Annotated in this window: 18 protein-coding genes; 12 read left to right on the top strand and 6 right to left on the bottom strand. The window is 63.2% G+C overall.

All coding sequences use genetic code 11. The features are described 5' to 3' along the window. Nucleotides 1-79: 79 nt before the first annotated feature. A complete protein-coding gene (locus PSUB009319_RS05570) occupies nucleotides 80-517 on the bottom strand; it encodes a hypothetical protein (RefSeq protein ID WP_124381389.1) in 438 nt (145 codons plus the stop codon). A 95-nt stretch (nucleotides 518-612) separates the two neighbouring features. Beyond that, nucleotides 613-1,575, bottom strand: coding sequence for a TIGR00730 family Rossman fold protein (locus PSUB009319_RS05565; RefSeq protein WP_124381247.1), 963 nt, complete (start codon nucleotides 1,573-1,575; stop codon nucleotides 613-615). A 4-nt stretch (nucleotides 1,576-1,579) separates the two neighbouring features. On the opposite strand from PSUB009319_RS05565, the gene polA reads away from it, so the two are divergent. The 4 genes from polA (at nucleotide 1,580) to PSUB009319_RS05545 (ending at nucleotide 7,873) form a co-directional block, all read left to right on the top strand. After that, nucleotides 1,580-4,402: a DNA polymerase I gene (gene polA / locus PSUB009319_RS05560; protein ID WP_124381246.1), complete on the top strand. Its 2,823-nt coding sequence runs from the start codon at nucleotides 1,580-1,582 to the stop codon at nucleotides 4,400-4,402. Nucleotides 4,403-4,609: 207 nt separating this feature from the next. Then, a complete protein-coding gene (locus PSUB009319_RS05555) occupies nucleotides 4,610-5,944 on the top strand; it encodes an NAD(P)/FAD-dependent oxidoreductase (protein WP_124381245.1) in 1,335 nt (444 codons plus the stop codon). Between the two features lie 96 nt (nucleotides 5,945-6,040). Beyond that, nucleotides 6,041-6,919: a dienelactone hydrolase family protein gene (locus tag PSUB009319_RS05550; RefSeq protein WP_124381244.1), complete on the top strand. Its 879-nt coding sequence runs from the start codon at nucleotides 6,041-6,043 to the stop codon at nucleotides 6,917-6,919. A 147-nt stretch (nucleotides 6,920-7,066) separates the two neighbouring features. After that, nucleotides 7,067-7,873: a ZIP family metal transporter gene (locus PSUB009319_RS05545; RefSeq protein ID WP_124381243.1), complete on the top strand. Its 807-nt coding sequence runs from the start codon at nucleotides 7,067-7,069 to the stop codon at nucleotides 7,871-7,873. A gap of 71 nt (nucleotides 7,874-7,944) precedes the next feature. On the opposite strand, the gene PSUB009319_RS05540 is transcribed toward PSUB009319_RS05545, so the two are convergent. From PSUB009319_RS05540 to PSUB009319_RS05530, 3 genes are all read right to left on the bottom strand, one after another. Beyond that, complete coding sequence (locus PSUB009319_RS05540) at nucleotides 7,945-8,832, bottom strand: sulfurtransferase (RefSeq protein ID WP_124381242.1); 888 nt, start codon at nucleotides 8,830-8,832, stop codon at nucleotides 7,945-7,947. A gap of 22 nt (nucleotides 8,833-8,854) precedes the next feature. Beyond that, nucleotides 8,855-9,847, bottom strand: a complete 993-nt coding sequence (locus PSUB009319_RS05535; RefSeq protein ID WP_124381241.1) for a DMT family transporter — start codon at nucleotides 9,845-9,847, stop codon at nucleotides 8,855-8,857. A 99-nt stretch (nucleotides 9,848-9,946) separates the two neighbouring features. Continuing rightward, nucleotides 9,947-11,044: an aromatic ring-hydroxylating dioxygenase subunit alpha gene (locus PSUB009319_RS05530; RefSeq protein WP_124381240.1), complete on the bottom strand. Its 1,098-nt coding sequence runs from the start codon at nucleotides 11,042-11,044 to the stop codon at nucleotides 9,947-9,949. A 414-nt stretch (nucleotides 11,045-11,458) separates the two neighbouring features. On the opposite strand from PSUB009319_RS05530, the gene PSUB009319_RS05525 reads away from it, so the two are divergent. The 4 genes from PSUB009319_RS05525 (at nucleotide 11,459) to folE2 (ending at nucleotide 15,676) form a co-directional block, all read left to right on the top strand. Continuing rightward, nucleotides 11,459-11,746 carry an exodeoxyribonuclease VII small subunit gene (locus PSUB009319_RS05525; protein WP_124381239.1) on the top strand — a complete coding sequence of 96 codons (288 nt, stop codon included), beginning with the start codon at nucleotides 11,459-11,461 and terminating at the stop codon, nucleotides 11,744-11,746. Next, on the top strand, nucleotides 11,743-12,642 hold the full coding sequence (locus PSUB009319_RS05520; RefSeq protein WP_124381238.1) for a polyprenyl synthetase family protein: 900 nt from the start codon (nucleotides 11,743-11,745) through the stop codon (nucleotides 12,640-12,642). Before PSUB009319_RS05525 ends, PSUB009319_RS05520 begins: the two co-directional genes overlap by 4 nt. A gap of 66 nt (nucleotides 12,643-12,708) precedes the next feature. Next, nucleotides 12,709-14,619: a 1-deoxy-D-xylulose-5-phosphate synthase gene (gene dxs / locus PSUB009319_RS05515; protein WP_124381237.1), complete on the top strand. Its 1,911-nt coding sequence runs from the start codon at nucleotides 12,709-12,711 to the stop codon at nucleotides 14,617-14,619. Nucleotides 14,620-14,869: 250 nt separating this feature from the next. Then, nucleotides 14,870-15,676, top strand: a complete 807-nt coding sequence (gene folE2 / locus PSUB009319_RS05510) for a GTP cyclohydrolase FolE2 (RefSeq protein ID WP_124381236.1) — start codon at nucleotides 14,870-14,872, stop codon at nucleotides 15,674-15,676. A 46-nt stretch (nucleotides 15,677-15,722) separates the two neighbouring features. Here folE2 and tsaD read toward each other — a convergent pair whose 3' ends face one another. Continuing rightward, complete coding sequence (gene tsaD, locus PSUB009319_RS05505; RefSeq protein WP_124381235.1) at nucleotides 15,723-16,766, bottom strand: tRNA (adenosine(37)-N6)-threonylcarbamoyltransferase complex transferase subunit TsaD; 1,044 nt, start codon at nucleotides 16,764-16,766, stop codon at nucleotides 15,723-15,725. A gap of 105 nt (nucleotides 16,767-16,871) precedes the next feature. Here tsaD and PSUB009319_RS05500 point away from each other — a divergent pair, with 105 nt between their 5' ends. From PSUB009319_RS05500 to rpoD, 4 genes are all read left to right on the top strand, one after another. Continuing rightward, the gene (locus tag PSUB009319_RS05500) at nucleotides 16,872-18,095 is read left to right on the top strand and encodes an NAD(P)/FAD-dependent oxidoreductase (RefSeq protein WP_124381234.1); all 1,224 of its coding nucleotides are present in this window, start codon (nucleotides 16,872-16,874) and stop codon (nucleotides 18,093-18,095) included. Between the two features lie 133 nt (nucleotides 18,096-18,228). Beyond that, entirely contained in the window at nucleotides 18,229-18,678 is a 450-nt protein-coding gene (locus PSUB009319_RS05495; protein ID WP_306308025.1) for a GatB/YqeY domain-containing protein, read from the top strand. 40 nt (nucleotides 18,679-18,718) lie between these two features. Next, nucleotides 18,719-20,530 carry a DNA primase gene (gene dnaG, locus PSUB009319_RS05490; RefSeq protein WP_124381232.1) on the top strand — a complete coding sequence of 604 codons (1,812 nt, stop codon included), beginning with the start codon at nucleotides 18,719-18,721 and terminating at the stop codon, nucleotides 20,528-20,530. A gap of 169 nt (nucleotides 20,531-20,699) precedes the next feature. Next, a complete protein-coding gene (gene rpoD, locus PSUB009319_RS05485; protein ID WP_260392892.1) occupies nucleotides 20,700-23,330 on the top strand; it encodes an RNA polymerase sigma factor RpoD in 2,631 nt (876 codons plus the stop codon). The last annotated feature ends 73 nt before the right edge of the window (nucleotides 23,331-23,403 follow it).

The following is a 23,403-nucleotide window of genomic DNA, read 5'->3' as shown; positions in this document are numbered from 1 at the left end:
CGGGAAACGGGTGGAGGGAAGGGCGCGGCAAGCCGATGTTGCCGCGCCGGGACACCCCGGAGGGTGCTATCGCTGGAATTCAGAACTTCAGGACGTTGACCGAGGGCACGCGGTCGATGTCACCGCGCTCACGGATGCGCGGCGAGCTGTCTTCCGGCTTGCTCAGGTTGTAGGACGTACCCATGCCCGATTTGACATGGATGTCTGGCGCCTGACCCTTCTGGAATCGGTATTCCTCGACCTGCGTGCCGTCGTTGTCGCGGTAGTCGAAACTCGGCTTGACGCGCTCGTTATGGATGGCGCCCCGGGTCGGCTTGGAGATCGGCTGATTGTTGATTGCCTTGACGTCGGGCAGGTCCAGCCCGGCGCTGTCGGACGTTACCTCGGCGTGCGCGGGCAGGGCGAGGCACAAAGCGGCGCCAGCCAACAGCCCCCCGTGACAGATGCGGCGCATGAAGCGTGCAGCATTGGCAAAGCCGGAGTGGACGGTGGCGGACGGGTGAAGCAGCGAATCCATCATGGACTCCGGCGAGTGATCTGAGACCCCACATTCTAGCAGTCCAGCCCCCTCGCCATCGTCCGTTCGCGTGGTGCTGAATGTCAGCCCCGAGGTTACAGATAGAACATCTCTTCCTTGGGCGGAATCGGCGAGGTGCCTTCGCGCTTTTCGTAGAACTCATAGACGGCGTCGAGCGCGTCCTTGGGTTCGTCGACGATGCGCATGATGTCGAGGTCGTGCTCCGCAATCAGGCCCATCGGCAGCAGCGTGAAGCGGAACCAATCCAACAGGCCCTTCCAGAAGTGACTGCCGAACATGACGACCGGCACGCTGCGCGATTTGCCTGTCTGAACGAGTGTGAGCACTTCAGCCAGTTCGTCGAGCGTGCCGAAGCCGCCGGGCATGACGATGAACGCATCGGAGTTCTTCACGAAGGTGACCTTGCGCGTGAAGAAATGGCGGAAGCGCATCGAAATGTCCTGGTATCGATTGCCCTGCTGTTCATGCGGCAACTCGATGTTCAGGCCCACGCTGGCCGACTTGCCGGCGTGCGCGCCCTTGTTGGCCGCTTCCATGATGCCGGGGCCACCGCCGGAGATAACGGCGAAGCCGGCATCCGAGAACAGACGGGCGATTTCGATGGTGCGTTCGTAGTACGGAGAATCCTCGCGCAGGCGCGCGCTGCCGTAGATCGAGACGGCCGGCCGGATCTCCGATAGGTACTCGGTCGCCTCGATGAACTCTGCCATAATCGTGAACATCTGCCAGGAGGCACGCGCTTTCTTTGCGGTGGCGCGTTCTTCATCAGCGAGTGCCCGCAGGCTGGGGATCATCTTGCGGTCGGTGCGACCGTGTGCGACGTCGGCCTTGTCGGCTTTCAGTTCGTGCTCGACGCCCACCGTCACGTTGACGTCCATGTCGGCTGTGGTGGCCTGGCGCGCGGGGCTCACCCCCGTCAGTTCCGCCGCCGAAACCTCGGTCGAGGAGGCACCAGCCGCCTGCTTTGCCAAGCCGCCTTCAGCGGTGCCGCCATTATCGGAAACGCTGTTTGGCGTTCCAGTCACTTTAGAGTCCATGGGAATGTCGGAAAGTCAAGAAACGCTGTTGCTCGTCGATGGCTCGAGTTATCTGTACCGCGCCTATCACGCACTGCCCGACTTGCGAAACGGAGAAGGGTTTCCTACGGGGGCCATCTACGGCATCGTGAACATGCTGCGCAAGCTGCGCAACGATTACCCGGCCAAGTATAGCGCTTGCATTTTCGACGCCAAAGGCAAGACGTTTCGCGACGACCTGTATCCCGCCTACAAAGAGCACCGCGCGCCCATGCCCGACGACCTGCGCGCGCAGATCGAACCCATTCACGAAGCCGTGCGCGCGCTTGGCTGGCCGATCCTGGTGGTGGACGGCGTTGAAGCTGATGACGTGATTGGCACCCTGGCCGAGCGGGCGACGCGCGAAGGCGTTCAGACCATCGTCTCAACGGGGGACAAGGACCTCGCCCAACTGGTGAATGACCACGTAACGCTGGTCAACACCATGACCAACGAAACGCTCGATCCGGCTGGTGTGCAAGCAAAGTTTGGTGTGCCGCCCGAGCGCATCGTCGACTATCTCTCGCTGATCGGCGACACGGTGGACAACGTGCCCGGCGTGCCCAAGGTGGGGCCGAAAACCGCAGTGAAGTGGCTGACTGAATTCGGCTCGCTCGACAACGTCATCGCCCGTGCGGGCGAGATCAAGGGCGTGGTGGGCGAGAACCTGCGCAACACGCTCGAGTGGCTGCCCAAGGGCCGCGAACTGCTGACCGTCAAGCTCGATTGCGATCTGTCCAGGGAAGTGCCGACGTTCGATGCGCTCGTCGATGGTGGTGAAGACAAGTCAGAACTGATCGACTTCTTCTCGCGCTACGGCTTCAAGACGTGGCTGCGCGAAGCGTCCGGTGATGCGCTGCCTGACACGCGCAGCGTGGGTGCCGCACGCAAGGCAGCAACGCCCGTGAAGAACTACGCCGGCGAAGCCGCGCAACTGCAGGCGCAAGCCAACCTGTTCGACGTGGAGGCGCCGCCCGACGAGGTCAAGTACGAGACGGTGACCACCGAAGCGCAGCTCGAATCGTGGATGCAACGTCTGGACGAGGTGGATCTCGTCTGCATCGACACTGAGACAACGTCGATTGATCCGATGCTCGCGCAGCTTGTGGGTATCTCGTTGTCGGTCCAGCCGGGCGAGGCGTGCTACATCCCGGTGGCGCATCGCGGGCCGGACTTGGCCGGGCTTGACGCGCTTGGTGACTCCAGGCAGCTCTCGCGCGACACGGTGCTCGCGCGCATGAAACTGTGGCTGGAAGACGAATCGCGCAAGAAAGTCGGCCAGCATCTGAAGTACGACGCCCATGTGTTTGCCAACCACGGCATCGCGCTGCGCGGCATCGAGCACGATACGATGCTGCAGTCGTATGTGCTCGAATCGCACCGCAATCACGGCATGGACGCGCTGGCAGAGCGCGTGCTGCATCTGAAGACCATCACGTACGAAGCCGTGTGCGGCAAGGGCGCATCGCAGATCGGCTTTGACGAAGTACCGCTCGACCGCGCGACCGAATACGCCGCCGAAGATGCCGACATCACGCTGCGCCTGCATCGCACGCTGTTTCCCAAGGTGGCCGAAGACGACAAGCTGCGCTACGTCTACGAGCAGATCGAGATGCCGACGTCCATCGTGCTGCAAAAAATGGAGCGCAACGGCGTGCTGGTCGATGGTGAGCGCCTGGCCCGGCAGAGCAACGAACTGGGCCTGCGCCTGATCGAGCTGGAAGCCGAGGCGCACAAGCTGGCCGGTCAGCCGTTCAACCTGAGTTCACCCAAGCAGATCGGCGACATTTTCTTCAACCAGATGAAGCTGCCGGTCATCAAGAAGACTGCCAGCGGCGCCCCGTCGACCGACGAAGAGGTCTTGCAGAAGCTGGCGGAGGATTACCCGTTGCCGAAGCTGCTGCTGGACTACCGGGGCATGGCCAAGCTCAAATCCACCTACACCGACAAGCTGCCGAAGATGGTCAACCCGCGCACCGGCCGGGTTCATACCACCTACGGCCAGGCGACGGCGGTGACGGGGCGTCTGGCCTCGACGGATCCGAACCTGCAGAACATTCCGGTGCGCACGGAAGAAGGGCGACGCATCCGTGAGGCGTTCATCGCGCCCGAGGGCAGCGTGATCGTCTCGGCCGACTACTCGCAGATCGAGCTGCGCATCATGGCGCATCTGTCGCAGGATGAGGGCCTCATGCGGGCGTTCCGCGAAGGCCAGGATGTGCACCGCGCTACGGCTGCCGAGGTGTTCAACGTGACGCCGCTGGAGGTTTCGCCCGACCAGCGTCGCGTGGCGAAGGTCATTAATTTCGGCCTCATCTACGGCATGAGCGCGTTCGGGCTGGCCAGCAACCTGGGAATTGGCCGCGATGCCGCCAAGCTCTATATCGACCGCTATTTCGCCCGCTACCCCGGCGCCGCGAGCTACATGGACGAAACCCGCCAGCGCGCGCGTGAGCAAGGCTACGTGGAAACGGTGTTCGGCCGCCGCCTGTGGTTGCCCGATATCAACGGCGGCAATGGCCCGCGCCGTCAGGCCGCCGAGCGTGCCGCCATTAACGCGCCCATGCAAGGCACGGCGGCTGACCTGATCAAACTGTCGATGCTGGCCGTGCAAGGCTGGCTGGAAGCCGAGGCGATGCGCTCGCGCCTCATCATGCAGGTGCACGATGAACTGGTGCTGGAAGTCCCGCAGGACGAACTGCCCCTGGTGCGTGAGCGCCTGCCGGAACTGATGTGCGGTGTAGCGACGCTGCGCGTGCCGCTGGTGGCCGAGGTTGGCGTGGGCGCCAACTGGGAAGAGGCGCACTGACGCGATCGCTTGCCGCCTGAGCGTCACAGCGTAAAACAAGGCGTGGCGCAGGTTTGCCTGCCAAGGCAGTCTGCGAATGGCCTTGGCATGCGGGGGTCATGATTCGGCATATCCACGCGCCCGGGGTTGCGGTGAATTTTGCGTTGCAGCAGACTGCACCTGACAGATCACGTGATCGAAAAGATTCAACGGCTCCAGGAGAGGCACATGGCAGGGCAGGCAGATGGTGCAGGCGGAACGAATGGGCCGCGCATTGTGGTGGTGGGCGGCGGCGCTGGTGGGTTGGAGTTGGCGACGCGGCTGGGTGACAAGCTCGGCAAGCGTGGTGCGGCGCAGGTTGTTCTGGTGGACCGTAACCCCACACACATCTGGAAACCGCTGCTGCACGAGGTTGCCGCGGGCAGCATGGACCCGAACACCCATCAGCTCGAATACGCCGCGCAGGCGCGCTGGCATGGCTTCGAGTTCCAGCAGGGCGAGCTGAAGGGCCTCGATCGCGTGGCCAAATCCATTGTCGTCTCCGGATGCGTTGACGCGGATGGCACCGAGGTACTGCCCGAGCGTGCCATTGCATACGACACGCTGGTGCTGTCCATCGGCAGCGTGACGCATTTCTTTGGCGTGCCGGGCACCGCCGAGCACGCGATTGCCCTGGATACCGCATGGCAGGCCGAGCGCTTTCGCCGCAAGCTCATCGCGGTGTGCATGCGCGCCCAGAACGGCGTGGGCGATGCGCGCCCGCAGGTTGATATCGCCATCGTGGGTGCAGGCGCAACGGGCGTGGAGCTGTCGGCCGAACTGCGCAACACCGCGCATGTGCTGGCGGCCTACGGCCTGCACAAGCTGGATCCGCGCCACGACATCCGCATCCACCTGATCGAGGGCGGGCCACGCATTTTGCCGGTGCTCAAGGAGCGCATCTCGGCTGCGACCACCGAGCTGCTGCACAAGCTCGATGTGGACGTCGTCACCAGCGAGCGCGTGACGGAAGTCACCGCCAGCGCCGTCAATACGGCCAGCGGTAAATCCATTCCGGCAGATCTGACCGTGTGGGCAGCGGGCATTCGTGCGCCGTCTGTGCTTGGCGAACTGGGGCTGCCGGTCAACAAGCTGGGCCAGGTGATCGTCTCGCGCACGCTGCAGGTGGAAGGCGACGATTCGATCTATGCCTTTGGCGACTGCGCCAGCTGCCCATGGCCCGAGGCTTCGACCAGCGTGCCGCCACGTGCGCAGGCCGCGCATCAGCAGGCGACCTATCTGTTCGACGCATTGCGCAAGCGCATGGACGGCAAGCCGGTCCAGCCGTTCGCGTTCAAGGATCTGGGCTCGCTGGTGTCGCTGGGTCATTTCAGCGCGGTCGGCAGCCTGATGGGCGGCCTGATCGGCGGCTCAATGTTCATCGAGGGGCTGATGGCGCGCCTGATGTACACGTCGCTGTATCGCATGCACGTGCTGGCGCTGCATGGCTGGGTGCGCATGTCGGTGGATACCGTCATGCACTGGCTGCGCAGCAAGACGAATCCGCGGGTCAAGCTGCACTAAGTGTTTCGGGCCCAGTGCATGGCGGGACAACGAACCTTCGGTACACTCGTTGCTCCCCTTCACCGTAACCGCCCCCGTGGGCGGGAGGAGAGTGCGATGCAGCTTGAAGCAGAAGTGGAGAGCCTGGTGCCCGGCCGTGGCTTTGACCGGCGCGGCTTTGTGAAGACGGCGCTGGGTTCGGCGTTTGCGTTGGCTGTGTTGCCGGTTGCGGCGCAGGCCATCAAAACCGATTTCAGCGGATTGACGGCGGGCGAGGTTACTGTGCCCGTGGGTGACTTCAAGATGCCCGCCTACCGTGCCCAGCCCGAGGGCAAGACCCGCCTGCCGGTGGTCATCGTTGTCAGCGAGATTTTTGGTGTGCACGAGTATATCGCCGATGTGTGCCGGCGTTTTGCCAAGCTCGGCTATCTGGCTATCGCACCGGACTTGTTTGAGCGCCAAGGCGATCCGCAGTCGTATCCGACGATCCAGGCATTGCAGGCCAACGTCATCTCCAAGGTGCCGGACGCGCAGGTGACGGGCGATCTGGAAGCTACAGTGGCATGGGCCAAGCAGAATGGCGGCGACGCCTCGCGCATTGGCATCACCGGCTTCTGCTGGGGTGGCCGCCAGACCTGGTTGTTTGCCGAGCACAGCCCCGATATCAAGGCCGCAGTCGTGTGGTACGGCCATGTAAAAGGTGCGCCAACCCCGCTGCAGCCAGCTTTTCCGATCGACAAGGTGGCGGACTTGCGGGCCCCCGTGCTTGGCCTTTATGGCGCCAAGGACACCGGTATCTCGCAAGATGCAGTCAACGCCATGAAGACGGCGTTGGAAGCATCGAACGACCCCAAGGCGCGGGCTTCGCGCATCGTGGTCTATCCTGATGCCGGCCATGCCTTCCATGCCGATTACCGCCCGAGCTACGTAAAAGCCGACGCGGAAGACGGCTGGAAGAAATGCCTCGCCTGGTTCAAGGATCACGGCGTTGCCTAGCGCCTCAACGCATCGAACATGAAAAGCCCCGGAAGTTGGTCTGGGGCTTTTTCTTTGCCTGCACTGGCAAAGGTTGATAAAGCGGCATACAATTCGCCCTTCTTGCAACTCGGTTGCGTTTATTGGCTCCCGCTGCGTCGCCTTCGCATGACCTTCGATACCACCTTGTTCGGCATTCTCCTGGCCACCACGCTGTCGGGCGTCGGCAGCATGGCGGGTGCTGCCGTGCTGTCCCTGACGGTGCTGTCACGCATGGTCGATCGGATGGTCAGTTTCTCAGTGGGCGTGCTGCTGGCCACTTCGTTGCTGCACTCGCTGCCGGAGGCGTTTGAGGCGCATCACGGGATCGAGCCCAATACGCATGCGCTGTTCGCCACGTTGCTGGCCGGGCTGCTGGGTTTCTTCCTGCTGGAGAAGATCTCGCTGATTCGTCACTCGCACCATCACGAGGGCGATGGGCACGGCCATCACCACGGCCATGATCGCCAGGAAGCTGGCCGCAGCGGCTTGATGATCCTGGTGGGCGATGGGCTGCATAATTTTTCTGACGGCATCGTCATTGCCGCCGCGTTTTTGGCCGATACCAAGGTCGGTGTTGTCACCGCGCTGGCGATTGCCGCGCACGAAATCCCACAGGAAATCGGCGATTTCATGGTGTTGCTCAACGCCGGCTTCTCCAAGACGCGCGCGTTCGTATACAACCTGATCTGCAGCGTTTGCGCGCTGGTGGGCGCGGGGCTCGGCTATTACTTGCTGGACCGCCTGACCTCGTGGATTCCGTATGTGCTGGTGGTGGCTTCCAGCAGCTTCATCTACATCGCCGTGTGTGATCTGATGCCGCAGATGAAGCGCCGGCCGCGCTGGCAGGAATCGGCGGTGCAGGTCGCGCTGATTACAGCGGGCGTCGCGATGATCTTTCTGCTGACCGAAGGCTTACACGGTCACGCACACTGAGGCGCCGCCCGCGCTCCAAGAGAATAAGCCCGGCCGATGCCGGGCTTTTCGCCGTGCGCGAGATGCGTGAATTACGGGTTGGGCCCCGTCGCCACCGGGCGCGATGGGTCGCTGCACCACTCGCTCCACGAGCCGGCGTAAAGTGCGGCGCCCGTCAGGCCCGCGATCTCCATGGCCAGCGCGTTGTGGCAGGCGGTTACGCCCGAACCACATTGCAGCATCGCGTCCTGTGGTTTGGCGCCGGACAGTACGGCGGTAAAGTCGGCGCGCAATTGCTCCGCGGGCTTGAAAGTGCCATCGGCCTGCAGGTTGTCGCGGAAGAAACGGTTGCGAGCGCCCGGGATATGGCCGCCGACGGGGTCGAGCGTTTCGTTCTCGCCGCGGTAGCGGTCGGGCGCGCGGGCATCGACCACACGTTTATCAGCGTGGCCCAGGTATTTCTGCACGAGATCTGCGGTCACCATTTGCACGAGCGAGGGCTTGCGGGTGATGTTTCCCGGCGTGGCGTTCAGCTGCGGCTCTTCGGGTATGACCTTGTCGACGGGGAAGTGCGAGGCTTCCCAGGCTTGCAGGCCGCCATCGAGCACAGCGACGTCAGCATGGCCAACCCAGCGCAACAACCACCATAGGCGCGCGGCGTACATGCTGCCCTGTCGGTCATAGGCGACGACTTGCGTGTCGTCGTTCACGCCCAGCGCCTGCAGACGGGCGACCAGGGCTTCGGCATCAGGCAGCGGGTGGCGGCCGTTAGTGCCGGTCTTCGGGCCAGACAATTCGTTGTCGAGGTGCATGTAGAACGCACCGGGCACATGGCTGGCGTGATACGCATCGCGCCCCGCGGCGGGGTTGGCGAGGTCAAAGCTGCAATCGATGACCACCACCGCTGCGGGCGTGCTGTGCTGCAGCGCGGCGAGTTGCGGGGCGGTGATGAGGGTGGCGTAGTGAGCGCGTTCGCTCATGGCGGCAGTCTCCAGAGGGCGATCAAACTTCCGGGTGAATCTCAGCTTCGGGGCCGGACACAGCAGTCTGCGGCGTCGGATGCTCCGTGCCCGACTGGCGGGCGCGCATGACCGTGGTCACGATGCCGCTGCCGATGATGAGCGCCATACCCGCCCACGACAGCGCGTTGAGGTGATCGTGCCACAACAGCATGCCCCAACCGCTCGCAAACACGATGCCGGCGTATTGCAGGTTAGCAGTCAGCAGGGTGTTGCCGCGCTTGTACGCGCGTGTCATGGACGTCTGGCCGAGCGTGGCCAACAGGCCCACGGCCAGCAGCAGGCCGGCACCTGACCAAGTGTGCGGTTGTGCACCACCGATCAGCATCCATACGCCGCCGGCAATCGCACTCAACAACGAAAAATAGAACACGATGCGCGCTTCGTTTTCACCCAGGTCACCGAGTTGGCGTACCTCCACATAGGCGAGTGCCGTAAATACGCCTGAAACGAGCCCGATCATGCCGCCCGCGAGCGCAAGTTGCGATCCGCCCATGCTCGGTTGCAGCAGGCAGATCACCCCGAGGAATGACATGACGATGGCGGCTACGATGCGCCGGTCAGCCCCGCCGGGCTTGCCCGCCAGTGCTGCGCCCGCACCAATGATGAGTGCAATCCACACCGGCGACATGTAGTTCAACGTCATCGCAGTCGCCAGCGGCAGCAGGCTGATGGAGGTAAACCACAGCAGCAGTGAAGTCACCCCAAACACGCTGCGTTTGATGTGCGACAGGAAGTAGGGTGTTCGCACACCTTGTCCCGAGCGCTGCAGGATCGCGCCCATCAGCACCACGCCGATGATGCTGCGGTAGAAGACGATCTCACCCGTGCTGTAGTGAGCCGAGGCGAGTTTCACGCACACGCCCATTGCCGAGAAAGCGAAGGCGGCAAGAATCATCCACAGCGATTGACGGGAGGAGCTTTCAGGCGTCTGGACGGCCGTGTTGGTGACTGCGGTGCTGGTATCGGCAGGCATGGCGAGGGAGGGGCGAAAAAAAAACGGCGCAGCTCGCGTGGGGCCGCACCGTTCCTATTGTGACGCGGAAGGCGGCAGATGCCTACCTGCTGTCGCCGCTTAGTAGTTCATCGCGCGTCGATACCACTCGTGGAAGTGCTGCATGCCGTCCTCCATGGGCGACTGGTACGGGCCGACTTCGCTTGTGCCGCGCTTGAGCAGGGCCAGGCGGCCTGCGTCCATGCGTTCGGCGATCTCGTCGTCCTCGATGCACGTCTCCATGTAGGCTGCGCGCTCGGCTTCAACGAATTCGCGCTCGAACAGCACGATCTCTTCCGGGTAGTAGAACTCGACTACGTTGCGCGTCTTGGTCGGGCTTAGTGGATGCAGCGTCGAGACCACCAGCACGTTCGGATACCACTCGACCATCACGTTCGGGTAGTACGTCAGCCACACCGCGCCGTACTTGGGCATTTCGCCGTTGTTGAAGCGCAGGACAGCGTCGTGCCACTTCTGGTAGGCCGGCGTGCCGGGTTTGCGCAAATTGGCATGGATGCCGACCGTCTGCACGCTGTGCCATTCACCGAATTCCCATTCCAGGTCGTCACACGAGACGAACTGGCCGAGCCCGGGGTGGAAGGGCACGACGTGGTAGTCCTCGAGGTACACCTCGATGAAGGTCTTCCAGTTGTAGTTGCAGTCGTGCACCTCGACGTGGTCGAGCATGTAGCCGGAGAAATCAAGATCGCGCGCCACGCCCAGGCGGGCAAGGTCTTCGCGCACGTCGCGCTTGCCCTCGAACAGCAGCCCGTTCCAGTTCTGCAGCGGCGAGCGCGACAGATGCACACACGGTTGCTTCTCGAAGTGCGGCGCGCCGAGCAGGTCGCCCTGGAGGTCGTACGTCCAGCGATGCAGCGGGCAGACGATGTTCTGGGCATTGCCGCGCCCATTGAGCATGATTGCCTGCCGATGCCGGCACACGTTGGAGAGCAGTTCGACGCCGTTCGGATTGCGCACCAGCACACGGCCCTCGGCCTCGGCGGCAAGCGTGTGATAGTCGCCGACTTCCGGGACCATCAGCTCATGGCCGACGTAACCGGGGCCATGCCTGAACAGACGTTCGATTTCAGTTTGATACAGCGCCTCGTCGAAGTAAGCAGAGACGGGCAACTGGGTTTCAGACGGCACCAGATTCAGTGCGGCGCTGAGATTGGACATTATCCCCACTCCCAATAACGGTGAAAGTAGTGAACAACCCAACCATCGAAAAATTCGATTTGGGAAAGGACGCCATCGGCAGATGGCCTAGGGTCTGTTGATAGAGGAAACGAGCGCCTGCTGGCCCCCGCTTGGGCCAACGACCATACGTTCAATGGGCCAACAGCCCCAAGCCATCGTGCGGAGCGGCATGTGCCGGCCCGGCCTTTGGAGGAAAGGGGGCGATTGTACCCCAGGGGAATTGATAAGTCCCTGATTTTCGGCATCTTTCCGCCGCCAGCCCGCCGACCATCAGGTGGACGATGCCCCGCCTTACGGCCGCAGACCGCCTCCCGACGCCGTGCGTCATGTGCGCAGAACGCATGCGGAATTGCCGTAAAATGCCGGATTGTCCTTTTCTGATTCGCAATCGGCATGCCCCGTGCCCCACACGACGCCTCAAGCAGCGCGTCCGCCACACCTTCCGCCACGCCAGCTTCTTACGAAGCCGCCATGGCCGAACTCGAAACCCTAGTCGCCAGCATGGAATCCGGTGAGTTGCCGCTGGAGGCTTCGCTCGCGGCGTATCGACGCGGGGCGGAGTTGGTCAAGTATTGCCAGCAGGTACTGGAGCGCGTCGAGCAGCAGGTACGCGTGCTCGATGGCGACACCTTGAAACCGCTGGGCGACGATAGCAGCGCGAACGAACAAGGCGACGCATGAGTGATTTCGCCCAATGGATGGCGTCCGTGGTCGCTCGGACGGAAAGCGCGCTCGAACGTGCGCTGCCGGCCGAAGCCGTCTCGCCGCAGCGTCTGCATGCCGCGATGCGCTATGCCACGCTGGGTGCCGGCAAGCGTGTACGCCCGTTGCTGGCGCATGCCACCGGTGCGCTGGGTGACGCCTCGCCCGAGGCGCTCGACGGCGTGAGTTGCGCGGTGGAGATGATCCACGCCTATTCGCTCGTCCACGACGACATGCCTTGCATGGACGACGATGACCTGCGCCGCGGCCGCCCGACGGTGCATCGCGCCTATGATGAAGCGACGGCACTGCTGGTGGGGGATGCCTTGCAGACGCAGGCGTTTATCGTGCTGGCTGAGTCGGGCGCGGTGAGCCCGGCGACGCGGGCAGTGCTGGTAGGTGAATTGGCGCGCGCTTCCGGTTCGCTCGGCATGGCGGGCGGTCAGGCGATCGATCTGCAAAGTGTTGGCATTGCGCTGTCGCAGGATGAATTGGAAGCAATGCATCGCATGAAGACCGGTGCACTGCTGCGGGCAAGCCTGCGGATGGGCGCGCTCTGTGCTGGGGTGAATGCCGCTGCCCTGGAGCAGGTTGATGCCTATGCGGGTGCTGTCGGCTTGGCGTTTCAGGTGGTGGACGACATCCTCGACGTGACGGCAGATACCGCCACGCTGGGCAAAACCGCCGGCAAGGACGAAGCCAACGACAAGCCGACCTATGTGTCCCTCCTGGGGTTGGACAAGGCCCGTACGCTGGCGGATGAGTTGCACGCCGCAGCCGGCGCGGCCGTGGCACAACTGGCCCGTGAGCTTGGCGAAGCCCGTACCGTGCGGTTGGCAGAAATGGCCGATCTGATCGTGCGGCGTGGCCACTGAACAACATTGCATAGACGGTAGAAGTCTTTGCCCAAAAACGTTTGAGCGCCTGAGCGGCGGTCCCACATGACGTACGAACTCCTGAACACCATCGACGATCCGGCCGACCTGCGCCGCCTGGACCGTCGCCAGCTTGGCCCTCTGGCCAACGAGCTGCGCGCCTTCGTGCTCGATTCCGTCTCGCAGACGGGCGGCCATCTTTCGTCGAACCTCGGCACGATCGAACTGACCATTGCGCTGCACTACGTCTTCAACACGCCGGAAGACCGAATCGTGTGGGACGTCGGCCACCAGAGCTATCCGCACAAGATCCTGACTGGCCGCCGCGACCAGATGGGCTCGCTGCGCCAGTTGGAAGGTATCTCCGGCTTCCCGCGCCGCAGCGAGAGCCCGTATGACACCTTTGGCACGGCGCACTCGTCCACGTCGATTTCGGCCGCGCTGGGCATGGCTCTGGGCGCCAAGACCAAAGGTGAAGACCGCGTCGCCATTGCCGTGATCGGCGACGGTGCGATGAGCGCCGGCATGGCCTTCGAGGCGATGAACAACGCGGGCGTCTATAAAGACCTGCCGCTGGTCGTCGTGCTGAATGACAACGACATGTCGATCTCGCCGCCGGTGGGCGCTCTGAATCGCTACCTTGCGCGGCTCATGAGCGGCCAGTTTTATGCGGCCACCAAGAAGGGCGTGGAGAAACTGTTGTCAGTGGCGCCGCCTGTGCTCGAGTTCGCCAAGCGTTTCGAGGAACACACCAAGGGCATGTTCGTGCCCGCCACGATGTTCGAGGAGTTTGGCTTTAACTACATCGGTCCGATCGACGGACACGATCTCGAATCGCTCGTGCCGACGCTGCTGAACATCCGTCAGCGTGCGCGGGAAGGCGGCGGCCCGCAATTCCTGCACGTAGTGACCAAGAAGGGCCAGGGGTACAAGCTGGCCGAGGCCGACCCGATCCTCTATCACGGCCCGGGCAAGTTCAATCCGCAGGAAGGTATCAAGCCTTCCGGGCGCCCGGCCAAGGTAACGTACACGCAGGTGTTCGGCCAATGGCTGTGCGATATGGCGGCGGCCGACAAGCGTCTGGTTGGCATTACGCCGGCCATGCGAGAGGGCTCCGGCATGGTCGAGTTCGAGCAGCGCTTTCCGGATCGCTATTACGACGTCGGTATTGCCGAGCAGCACGCAGTGACATTTGCCGGTGGCTTGGCCTGCGAGGGCCTGAAGCCCGTCGTCGCGATTTATTCGACCTTCCTGCAGCGCGGTTATGACCAGTTGATCCACGACGTGGCACTGCAGAATCTGCCGGTGGTGTTCGCCCTGGATCGCGCTGGCCTGGTCGGCGCAGACGGTGCAACGCATGCCGGCGCGTATGACATTGCGTACCTGCGCTGCATCCCCAACATGATGGTGATGACGCCGGCTGACGAGAACGAATGCCGCCAGCTCCTGAACACGGCTTTTGCGCAGGATTGCCCGACGGCAGTGCGTTATCCGCGTGGCGCCGGTACGGGCGTGACGGTGCAGCCGACGTTGGAGCCGCTGCCTTTGGGCAAGGCCGAAGTACGCCGCGCTTCCACCGCCCCGGTGGGCCAGCGCGTTGCGATTCTGGCGTTCGGTTCGATGGTTGCGCCCGCGTCGGCGGCGGCCGAGCGTTTGGACGCGACCGTTGTCAACATGCGCTTCGTCAAGCCGCTCGACGTGGCCTGCGTGCAGGAAATGGCGCGCACACACGATTACGTCGTCACGGTGGAAGAGGGCTGCGTGATGGGCGGCGCCGGCAGCGCCTGCCTGGAGGCACTGGCTGCTGCTGGTGTGGCAACGCCCGTGCTGCAACTGGGGCTGCCCGATCGCTTTGTCGATCATGGCGATCACGCCGCGCTACTGGCGCAGTGCGGGCTCGATGCCAATGGCATCCTCGCCTCCATCCGGGAGCGCTTTGCCGTGCAGCCGCGCGCCGCGGCGCCGCGTGTCGCCTGAAGCACTTGCAGCGCCGAATCATAGGCAGAATCAATCACCCGCATTGCATCCGCGGGTTTGAGTAGTTGACTGCAGAGGTGGGAAATTTCTTTTACACTCCGCCAGTCTTATTTGTGAATTGTGTGCGCAGTCGCGGGATGGGTTGATTTGATCACTTGAGGGGTGGTCACCGTCAGCCAGGTTCCGCGGTTTCACACTCGTTGCGTTTCGGCCGACTGCGATGGCCGGGCGACCGTAAAGGAAACCGATCATGAACGATATGAACCCGGCTTTCGCGATGCCGGACGTGCAGTCCAGCCACGATACCCGCCAGATCCCCATTCAACGCGTGGGCGTGCGCGGCGTGCGTTATCCGATGTCGCTGCAAACGCCGTCGGGCGTGCAGAACACCGTGGGTACATACAACCTCGATGTGCACCTTCCGGCAGACCAGAAGGGCACGCATATGTCGCGCTTCGTTGCGCTGCTCGAAGAAGAGCGCGAACCGCTGAATCTGGCCCAGTTCCAGCTCCTGCTGGAAAAAATGCTGGAAAAGCTGGAAGCAGATGCCGGCCGCATCGAAGTCCATTTCCCGTATTTCGTCAGCAAGACGGCCCCGGTGTCGGGCGTGCAGTCGCTGATGGACTATGAAGTGACGATGATCGGCGAAGTGCGTGACGGCCATACCAAGGTTCGTGTCAAGGCGCTGGTGCCCGTGACGAGCTTGTGCCCGTGTTCGAAGAAGATCTCGCAGTACGGCGCGCACAACCAGCGCTCGCACATCACGATCGATGCCGAGCTGGCGGCCGACACGCCGGTCGAATCGCTGATCCGCATGGCCGAAGAAGAAGCTTCGTGCGAACTGTGGGGCCTGCTCAAGCGCCCGGACGAGAAGTTTGTGACCGAGCGCGCGTACGAGAACCCGAAGTTCGTGGAAGACCTGGTGCGCGATATCGCGATGCGCCTGAACCAGGACGACCGCATCGTCGCTTATACGCTGGAGGCCGAGAACTTCGAGTCGATCCACAACCATAGCGCCTATGCGCTGATCGAGCACGACAAGCGCACCGATAAGTAATCGACGTCGCGCCCAACAAAAAGCCGCTCAAATCGAGCGGCTTTTTTCATGCTTGCCGGATGCGGATGTCTTCCAGATCCCAGCGCGGCGTGACGCCGTAGCCGTAGCCGTCCTGCACTTGCGTTGGGTCGGCCTGGAGCCGCATGGCGCCGGCAAAGGCGATCATTGCGCCGTTATCGGTACAGAACTGCAGGTCGGGGTAGTACACGCGCAGGCCACGCTTCTTGCCTTCGGCGTTCAGGCCTTCGCGCAATTGGCGGTTGGCACCCACGCCGCCAGCCACGACGATGCGCTTGAGGCCATGCTCGCGCGCGGCACGTAGTGTCTTCTTGACGAGAACTTCGACAATGGCATCGACAAACGCACGGGCCAGGTCGGCGCGCGGCTGGTAGCAGGTTTCGCTGTCAGTCAGGTTGAGCTTGCGCACCTGCGTGAGCACCGCCGTTTTCAGGCCCGCGAACGAGAAATCGAAGTTGCCCGAATGCAGCATCGGCCGGGGCAGGTCGAACACACCCGGGTTGCCGAATTCAGCCAGGCGTGAGACGGCGGGGCCGCCGGGGTAGCCCAGGCCGAGCAGCTTGGCGGTCTTGTCGAAAGCCTCGCCAGCGGCATCGTCGAGCGTCTCGCCGAGCAGCGTGTACTGGCCAACCGCATCGACGCGCATCAGTTGCGTGTGCCCGCCCGAGACGAGCAGCGCCAGAAACGGAAACTCAGGCCGCTCCGCTTCCAGCAGAGGCGAGAGCAGATGCCCCTCCAAGTGGTGCACGCCGACGAGCGGCCGGCCCAGCGCAAAGGCCAGCGCATTGGCCACCGAGGCGCCCACCAGCAGCGCGCCGGCCAGCCCGGGGCCTTTCGTATAAGCGATAGCGTCGATGTCCGCGCGTGTAGCGACGGCCTTGCCGAGCACTTCTTCCAGCAGCGGAATTACGCGTCGGATGTGATCGCGCGAGGCCAATTCGGGCACCACGCCGCCGTATTCGCGGTGCATGGCGATCTGCGAGTACAGCGCGTGCGCGCGCAGACCGGCATCCGTGTCATACAGCGCGACACCGGTTTCGTCACAGGAGGATTCGATGCCGAGGACCAGCATGGCAAATAAGAACGCCGGGGCGTGAGGAATTGCAATGGAAAGGCCGACGAAGATAGCACAAGTTAAAATGCGCGGTTTTCAAGCATAGAGGCGAGCGCAGCGATCATGATGCGGTGCGATGTAGCGGTGATCGGCGCGGGCGCGGCCGGGATGATGTGCGCGGCCGTGGCCGGGCAGCGCGGCGCACGCGTGGTGCTGATCGACCATGCGACCAGGCTCGCAGAGAAAATCCGCATCTCCGGCGGCGGCCGCTGCAACTTCACCAACGTCAACGCGGCGCCGGCCAATTATCTGTCGAACAACCCGCATTTCTGCCGTTCGGCGCTGGCACGGTACACGGCGCAGGATTTCATCAGCCTCATTTCCAGCTACCGCATTGCGTATCACGAAAAGCACAAGGGCCAGCTCTTTTGCGACGACAGCGCGGAAGACATCATCCGCATGCTTGAAGTCGAGTGCGAGAGGGGCAACGTTGTCTGGCGTACCGGTTGTTCGGTCGCGGAGGTAGGCAAGGACGGCGATGCCTACCGTCTGTTGACCAGCGCGGGCGAGATCGTCGCGAGCAAGCTGGTGATCGCCACGGGTGGCTTGTCCATTCCCAAGATCGGCGCGACGGATTTCGGGTATCGCATTGCGCGGCAGTTCGGGCTAAAGATTGTTGAGACGCACCCCGCCTTGGTGCCGCTCACCTTTAACGCCGAGCATTGGGCGCCGTTCTCGGTACTGTCGGGGGTGTCGATGGAAGTGGACGTGGCCGTTGCACAGCCTGCGGGCAAGGGGGGCCGCAAGGGCGGTGCTATGACGTTCCGCGAAGACTTGCTGCTCACGCACCGCGGCTTGTCTGGCCCGGCTGTGCTGCAAATCTCCAGCTTCTGGAACGCGGGCCAACCGCTCGTCATCAACCTGCTGCCGGACACGGATGCGCCGCAGTGGCTATGCGACGAGAAATCCGGCTCGCGCAAGCAGCTCGGGACGGTGCTGGCGCAGCGCCTGCCGGAGCGTGTCGCACAGGCATGGTGTGCCACGCATGGCGCCAACCCCCAGGCGCCGATTGCTGAGTTGCCGGACAAGGTACTGCGCACGCTGGGCGGCGCACTTAACCGGTGGGAACTCACGCCATCCGGCAGCGAGGGCTACCGCAAGGCCGAAGTGACGCGTGGCGGTGTCGATACCCGCGCGCTGTCGTCCGCCACCATGGAGGCGCAATCTGCGCCCGGTCTGTACTTCATCGGCGAGGTGGTCGACGTGACGGGCTGGCTGGGCGGCTATAACTTCCAGTGGGCGTGGGCTTCGGCCGTGGCGGCGGGGGAGGCCGCGTCCGCACGCTGACCCCCCACTGATCAGCCCTGGAACTGTTTTGGTTCTGTGCTACGATCAGTGACCCATTTTTCCAAGTTTGCAACCCGCTGGGGTCAGCCGCCCGAGCGGGTTTTGCCGTTTATCGGAGTTCGGAATGTCGCAGTTGTCCCTCAAGGCACAGATCACGGAAGACATGAAGGCCGCCATGCGCGCCAAGGAAACGGACCGTCTGGGCACGATCCGTTTGTTGCAGGCCGCAATCAAACAGCGCGAGGTGGATGAGCGTATCGAGTTGGATGACGCTGCCGTGTTGGCCGTGATCGACAAGATGGTCAAGCAGCGCAAGGATTCCATCGCCGCATTCGAGCAAGCCGGCCGTGACGATCTCGTCGCCAAGGAGGCCGCAGAGGTGACCGTGCTGCAGGTCTATATGCCCGCGCAACTGTCAGAAGCTGAGGTCGACGCCGCTGTGCGCGACGCTGTGGCCAAGGCCGGTGCCGCCGGCCCGCAAGATATGGGCAAGGTGATGGGTATCCTCAAGCCCTCCCTGGCCGGCCGTGCCGACATGACGCAAGTCTCGGCACGCGTCAAGGCCGTCCTGGCCGGCGCCTGATTTCCTTTCAAACTCCCAACCCCGAAGGGACGCACTCCGCGTGATCCCGCAGCCGTTCATTGACGACCTGCTCAACCGCGTCGATATCGTCGACGTGGTGGGCCGTTACGTGCAATTGAAGAAGGGCGGCGCCAACTTCATGGGGCTGTGCCCGTTCCATAACGAGAAGTCGCCGTCGTTCTCGGTGTCGCCCACCAAGCAGTTCTATCACTGCTTCGGCTGTGGCGCCCACGGCTCGGCCATCGGCTTTCTGATGGAATTTTCGGGGCAGTCGTATGTGGAGGCCATCAAGGACCTCGCGCAGTCCGTCGGCATGGTGGTGCCCGAAGAGCGTGGCGGCTTGCCGCCTGCCGCTCGCGCCGAGCAGCAGGCCAAAACGGTCGCGCTCGGTGACATCATGTCCCGCGCGTGCGATCACTATCGCAAGCAACTGCGCAGCGCCCCCAACGCCATCCAGTACCTCAAGGGCCGTGGCCTGACCGGCGAGATTGCCGCACACTTTGGCCTCGGCTATGCGCCTGACGACTGGCAGTCGCTCGAAGGCGTGTTCGGCCCGTATCGCGAAGATGCCACTGCCGGGCCGCTCATCGAAGCGGGCCTCGTCATCGAAAGCGAGAAGACGTCCGCCGACGGCTCGCACCGCCGCTATGACCGCTTTCGCGATCGCATCATGTTCCCGATCCGCAATACCAAGGGCGTGGTGATCGGCTTTGGCGGCCGGGTGCTGGGGCAAGGCGAGCCGAAATACCTCAACTCGCCCGAGACGCCGCTGTTCAGCAAGGGCACCGAGCTGTACGGCCTGTTCGAGGCGCGCAATGCCATCCGCGAGTTCGACTATGTGCTGGTCGTGGAAGGCTATATGGACGTGGTCGCGCTGGCGCAGCTCGGCTTTGCCAATGCCGTGGCGACGCTCGGTACGGCCTGTACGCCGATCCACGTGCAGAAGCTGTTGCGGCAGGTCGATACCGTTATCTTCTCGTTCGACGGGGATTCGGCCGGGCGCCGTGCCGCGCGCCGCGCGCTGGAAGCGTGCCTGCCGCACGCCACCGACAACAAGACCATCAAGTTCCTCTTTCTGCCCTCTGAGCACGATCCGGACAGCTTTGTCCGCGAAGAGGGCACTGAAGCTTTCGCGCGCGAAGTCCATAACGCGATGCCGCTGTCGCGCTTCCTGCTGCAGGCCGTGACCGAAGACCTCGACCTGCGCCAGCCCGAGGGGCGTGCCCGCGCGCAATACGAAGCCAAGCCGCTGCTGACCGCCATGCCCGCCGGTGGCCTGCGCTTGCAGATCGTGCGCGGCCTGGCTGACATGACCGGCACGACGCCCGCCGACATCGAAGCGCTGTGCGGCCTGCGCAGCGACCCCGCGCAAGCGGGCCGCATGACGCAGAAGCGCCCCCGCGTGGCGCGCACCGCACCCACGGCATTGGAGCAGAAGGTGCTCCGTTTGCTGATGCGCTATCCCGCACTGGCGGCGCGGCTCGATGCCGATGCTCGCGGCCAGTTGACTGCGCCCCAATTGCCCCAAGGTGAGGTATTGGCGGGGCTACTGGCCGAATGCGATGCTGCAGGCCCCGAGGTGCACTTCGGGGCCTTTGTCGAGCGTTTGGGTCAGACGCCTTACGCAGAAGCTTTCGCCGGGCTGCGTACCGCCGTGCTCCAAGACGATATTGAGCTGGAGCCGGCCACTTCTGAATTCGATACCGCCGTACAAAAGATGCTTGCCGAGCCACTCAAGCGTGAGCTGGAAATGCTGCAACGCAAGATGGAAGCCGGCCATGCCGGCGACGATGACAAGGAGCGCATGCGCTGGCTGGTGGGCGAAATCAGCCGCCGCCGGCAGCTCGTGTAGCGCATACGCCGCAGAGCGAAGCTCCAAGCGGGGCGGGCAATTGCGGGTAGCCCCTTGATTTTTCAGGCGAAAACCCGATTTTCGTTTAGACCGGCTTGGTCTGGCGTGCTAGAATAGCCGGTTTGGATTGCAAGACCTTTTTCCCATTTTTGGGGGAGTGAGCGTGCCCATGGTGAAGGTGAAGACCTCCGCGAAGGCCAGTTCCAAGGCCAGTCCTGCTTCTGTTTCTGCCACGCGATCCTCATCGGCGCGCGGCGCCGGAGGCGGGAAAACCGCAGCGGGAACGACGAAAGTCGCAAATGGTCGGACTCATATAGGGCAGGCAGCACAGACAGGGGTCAAGGCCACTGCGCCGGCAAAGACGGGGAAAGCCCAGCCGCGCCAGACCGCCGAGATCACCGTCGCTGCCAAGCCGGCTAAGCCGGCACCGCGCACAAAGGGCGCGATCCAATCTTCAACCTCAGGCAAGGTCTCGACGTCGATGAGCACGAGCGCCAGACCTGGCGGCACAGCCGCTTCCGTCGCACTCAAGGGCAAGACAACCACCGTGGCGAAATCGAAAGCAACCGAAGTCGAGAGCAAGCAGACCCCTGCCAGCGCAAGCGCAACCAAGACGGGTACCGCTCGTACCAGCACCGCAGCCAAGCCAGCCAAGGCAGCCGCGGAAGACACCAAGCGCACCGCCCAGGCAGAGGCCACTCCCACAACTCCTCCTGCGCCCCGCGCCGAGGCAGCGGCCGAGCCCAAGAAGCGCGGCCGCAAGCCCAAGGCAGAGACGCAGGCAGACGACAGCAGCACGGACGTGACTGAAGAATTTGACACCCCCGCCGCTCCGGCACCGAAAACTGAAAAGCTGAAGGCCCGTGACCGCAAGGCCAAGGAAAAGGCCCTGCTCAAGGAGTTCGCTGCCTCGCAGCAAGGCGGTTCGGAAGAAGAGCTCGAGGCGCGCCGCCAGAAGCTCAAGGCGCTGATCAAGCTGGGCAAATCGCGCGGCTACCTGACCTACGCCGAAATCAACGATCACCTCCCCGACGACATGGTCGACGTGGAGTCGATGGAAACGTTGGTCGCCACGCTCAACGACATCGGCGTTGCCGTGTACGAGCAGGCCCCGGACGCCGAAACGCTGCTCCTGAACGACAACGCGCCTTCCGTGACCACGGAAGAAGAAGCTGAGGAAGAAGCCGAAGCCGCGCTGTCGACGGTTGACTCCGAATTTGGCCGCACGACCGACCCGGTGCGCATGTACATGCGCGAAATGGGCACCGTCGAGCTGCTCACGCGCGAAGGCGAAATTGAAATCGCCAAGCGCATTGAAGCCGGCCTGAAAGACATGGTCATGGCCATCTCGGCCTGCCCGGTCACCATTTCCGAAATCCTCGCCATGGGCGAGCGCGTGGCCAACGATGAATCCAAGATCGACGAATTCATCGACGGCCTGATCGACCCGAACGCTGAAGCCGAAGCCGCTGCGGCCGAGGAAGAAGAGGAGTTCGAGGACGAGGAAGCCGCAGAGGAAGGCGACGAAGAGGAAGACGAGGACGATGAAGGTGCCGGCGCTGCGGCAGCTTCGGCCCGTCAACTCGAAGAGCTTAAGCAGGCGGCGCTGATCAAGTTTGGCGTGATCGGCGAGCAGTTCGACAAGATGCGTCGTGCGTTTGAGAAGGAAGGCTACAAATCCAAGCCTTACGTGAAGGCGCAGGAAGCCATCCAGGCCGAGCTGATGACGATTCGCTTCACGGCCCGCAACGTCGAGCGCCTGTGCGACACGCTGCGTGGCCAGGTGGACGAAGTGCGCAAGCTGGAACGCGCCATCCTGAACATCGTGGTCGACAAGTGCGGCATGCCGCGTGGCGACTTCGTTTCGCGCTTCCCGGGCAACGAAACCAATCTCAAGTGGATCGAGACCGTGGTGGCCGATGGCAAGCCGTACAGCGTCATCGTCGAGCGTAACGTGCCGGCCGTGCATGAACTGCAGCAGAAGCTGATCGACCTGCAGGCCCGCGTGGTACTGCCGCTGACGGAACTCAAGGACGTCAACCGCAAGATGTCGGAAGGCGAGCGCCGCGCCCGCGAGGCCAAGCGCGAGATGACCGAGGCCAACCTGCGTCTGGTGATCTCGATCGCCAAGAAGTACACGAACCGTGGTCTGCAGTTCCTCGATCTGATCCAGGAAGGCAACATCGGCCTGATGAAGGCGGTGGACAAGTTCGAATACCGCCGCGGTTACAAGTTCTCGACGTATGCCACGTGGTGGATCCGTCAGGCCATCACGCGCTCGATTGCCGATCAGGCGCGCACCATCCGCATTCCGGTGCACATGATCGAGACGATCAACAAGATGAACCGCATCTCGCGTCAGATTCTGCAGGAAACCGGCAACGAGCCGGATCCGGCAACGCTGGCCGAGAAGATGGAAATGCCGGAAGACAAGATCCGCAAGATCATGAAGATCGCCAAGGAGCCGATCTCCATGGAAACGCCGATCGGTGACGACGACGACTCCCATCTGGGCGACTTCATCGAGGATACGAATACGCTGGCTCCGGCCGAAGCGGCGCTGCATGGCTCCATGCGCGGCGTGGTGAAGGACGTGCTCGACTCGCTGACGCCGCGCGAAGCCAAGGTGCTGCGCATGCGCTTCGGCATCGAGATGAGCACCGACCACACGCTGGAAGAGGTCGGCAAGCAGTTCGACGTGACCCGCGAGCGTATCCGTCAGATCGAAGCGAAGGCACTGCGCAAGCTGCGTCATCCGAGCCGTTCCGACAAGCTGAAGAGCTTCTTGGAAGGTAGTTAAGCAGGTGATTTCTGAGTGGGCTTGCGCCCACTTTCGGGTAAAATCCCGTACGAGGCCCGGCCTAAGCGCCGGG

It is taken from the genome of Ralstonia sp. SET104 (genome assembly GCF_003851545.1).
Taxonomy (GTDB): Bacteria; Pseudomonadota; Gammaproteobacteria; order Burkholderiales; family Burkholderiaceae; genus Ralstonia.
This window is presented reverse-complemented; position numbering and strand designations above follow the sequence as displayed.

Coding starts and splice junctions, on each gene's coding strand:
- polA (WP_124381246.1), top strand. CDS start 1,580: ATGTCGGAAAGTCAAGAAACGCTGTTGCTCGTCGATGGCTCGAGTTAT.
- PSUB009319_RS05565 (WP_124381247.1), bottom strand. CDS start 1,575: ATGGACTCTAAAGTGACTGGAACGCCAAACAGCGTTTCCGATAATGGC.
- PSUB009319_RS05555 (WP_124381245.1), top strand. CDS start 4,610: ATGGCAGGGCAGGCAGATGGTGCAGGCGGAACGAATGGGCCGCGCATT.
- tsaD (WP_124381235.1), bottom strand. CDS start 16,766: ATGCTGGTCCTCGGCATCGAATCCTCCTGTGACGAAACCGGTGTCGCG.
- PSUB009319_RS05500 (WP_124381234.1), top strand. CDS start 16,872: ATGATGCGGTGCGATGTAGCGGTGATCGGCGCGGGCGCGGCCGGGATG.
- PSUB009319_RS05570 (WP_124381389.1), bottom strand. CDS start 517: ATGGATTCGCTGCTTCACCCGTCCGCCACCGTCCACTCCGGCTTTGCC.
- rpoD (WP_260392892.1), top strand. CDS start 20,700: ATGGTGAAGGTGAAGACCTCCGCGAAGGCCAGTTCCAAGGCCAGTCCT.
- PSUB009319_RS05535 (WP_124381241.1), bottom strand. CDS start 9,847: ATGCCTGCCGATACCAGCACCGCAGTCACCAACACGGCCGTCCAGACG.
- PSUB009319_RS05525 (WP_124381239.1), top strand. CDS start 11,459: ATGCCCCGTGCCCCACACGACGCCTCAAGCAGCGCGTCCGCCACACCT.
- folE2 (WP_124381236.1), top strand. CDS start 14,870: ATGAACGATATGAACCCGGCTTTCGCGATGCCGGACGTGCAGTCCAGC.
- PSUB009319_RS05550 (WP_124381244.1), top strand. CDS start 6,041: ATGCAGCTTGAAGCAGAAGTGGAGAGCCTGGTGCCCGGCCGTGGCTTT.
- PSUB009319_RS05540 (WP_124381242.1), bottom strand. CDS start 8,832: ATGAGCGAACGCGCTCACTACGCCACCCTCATCACCGCCCCGCAACTC.
- dxs (WP_124381237.1), top strand. CDS start 12,709: ATGACGTACGAACTCCTGAACACCATCGACGATCCGGCCGACCTGCGC.
- PSUB009319_RS05545 (WP_124381243.1), top strand. CDS start 7,067: ATGACCTTCGATACCACCTTGTTCGGCATTCTCCTGGCCACCACGCTG.
- PSUB009319_RS05530 (WP_124381240.1), bottom strand. CDS start 11,044: ATGTCCAATCTCAGCGCCGCACTGAATCTGGTGCCGTCTGAAACCCAG.
- PSUB009319_RS05520 (WP_124381238.1), top strand. CDS start 11,743: ATGAGTGATTTCGCCCAATGGATGGCGTCCGTGGTCGCTCGGACGGAA.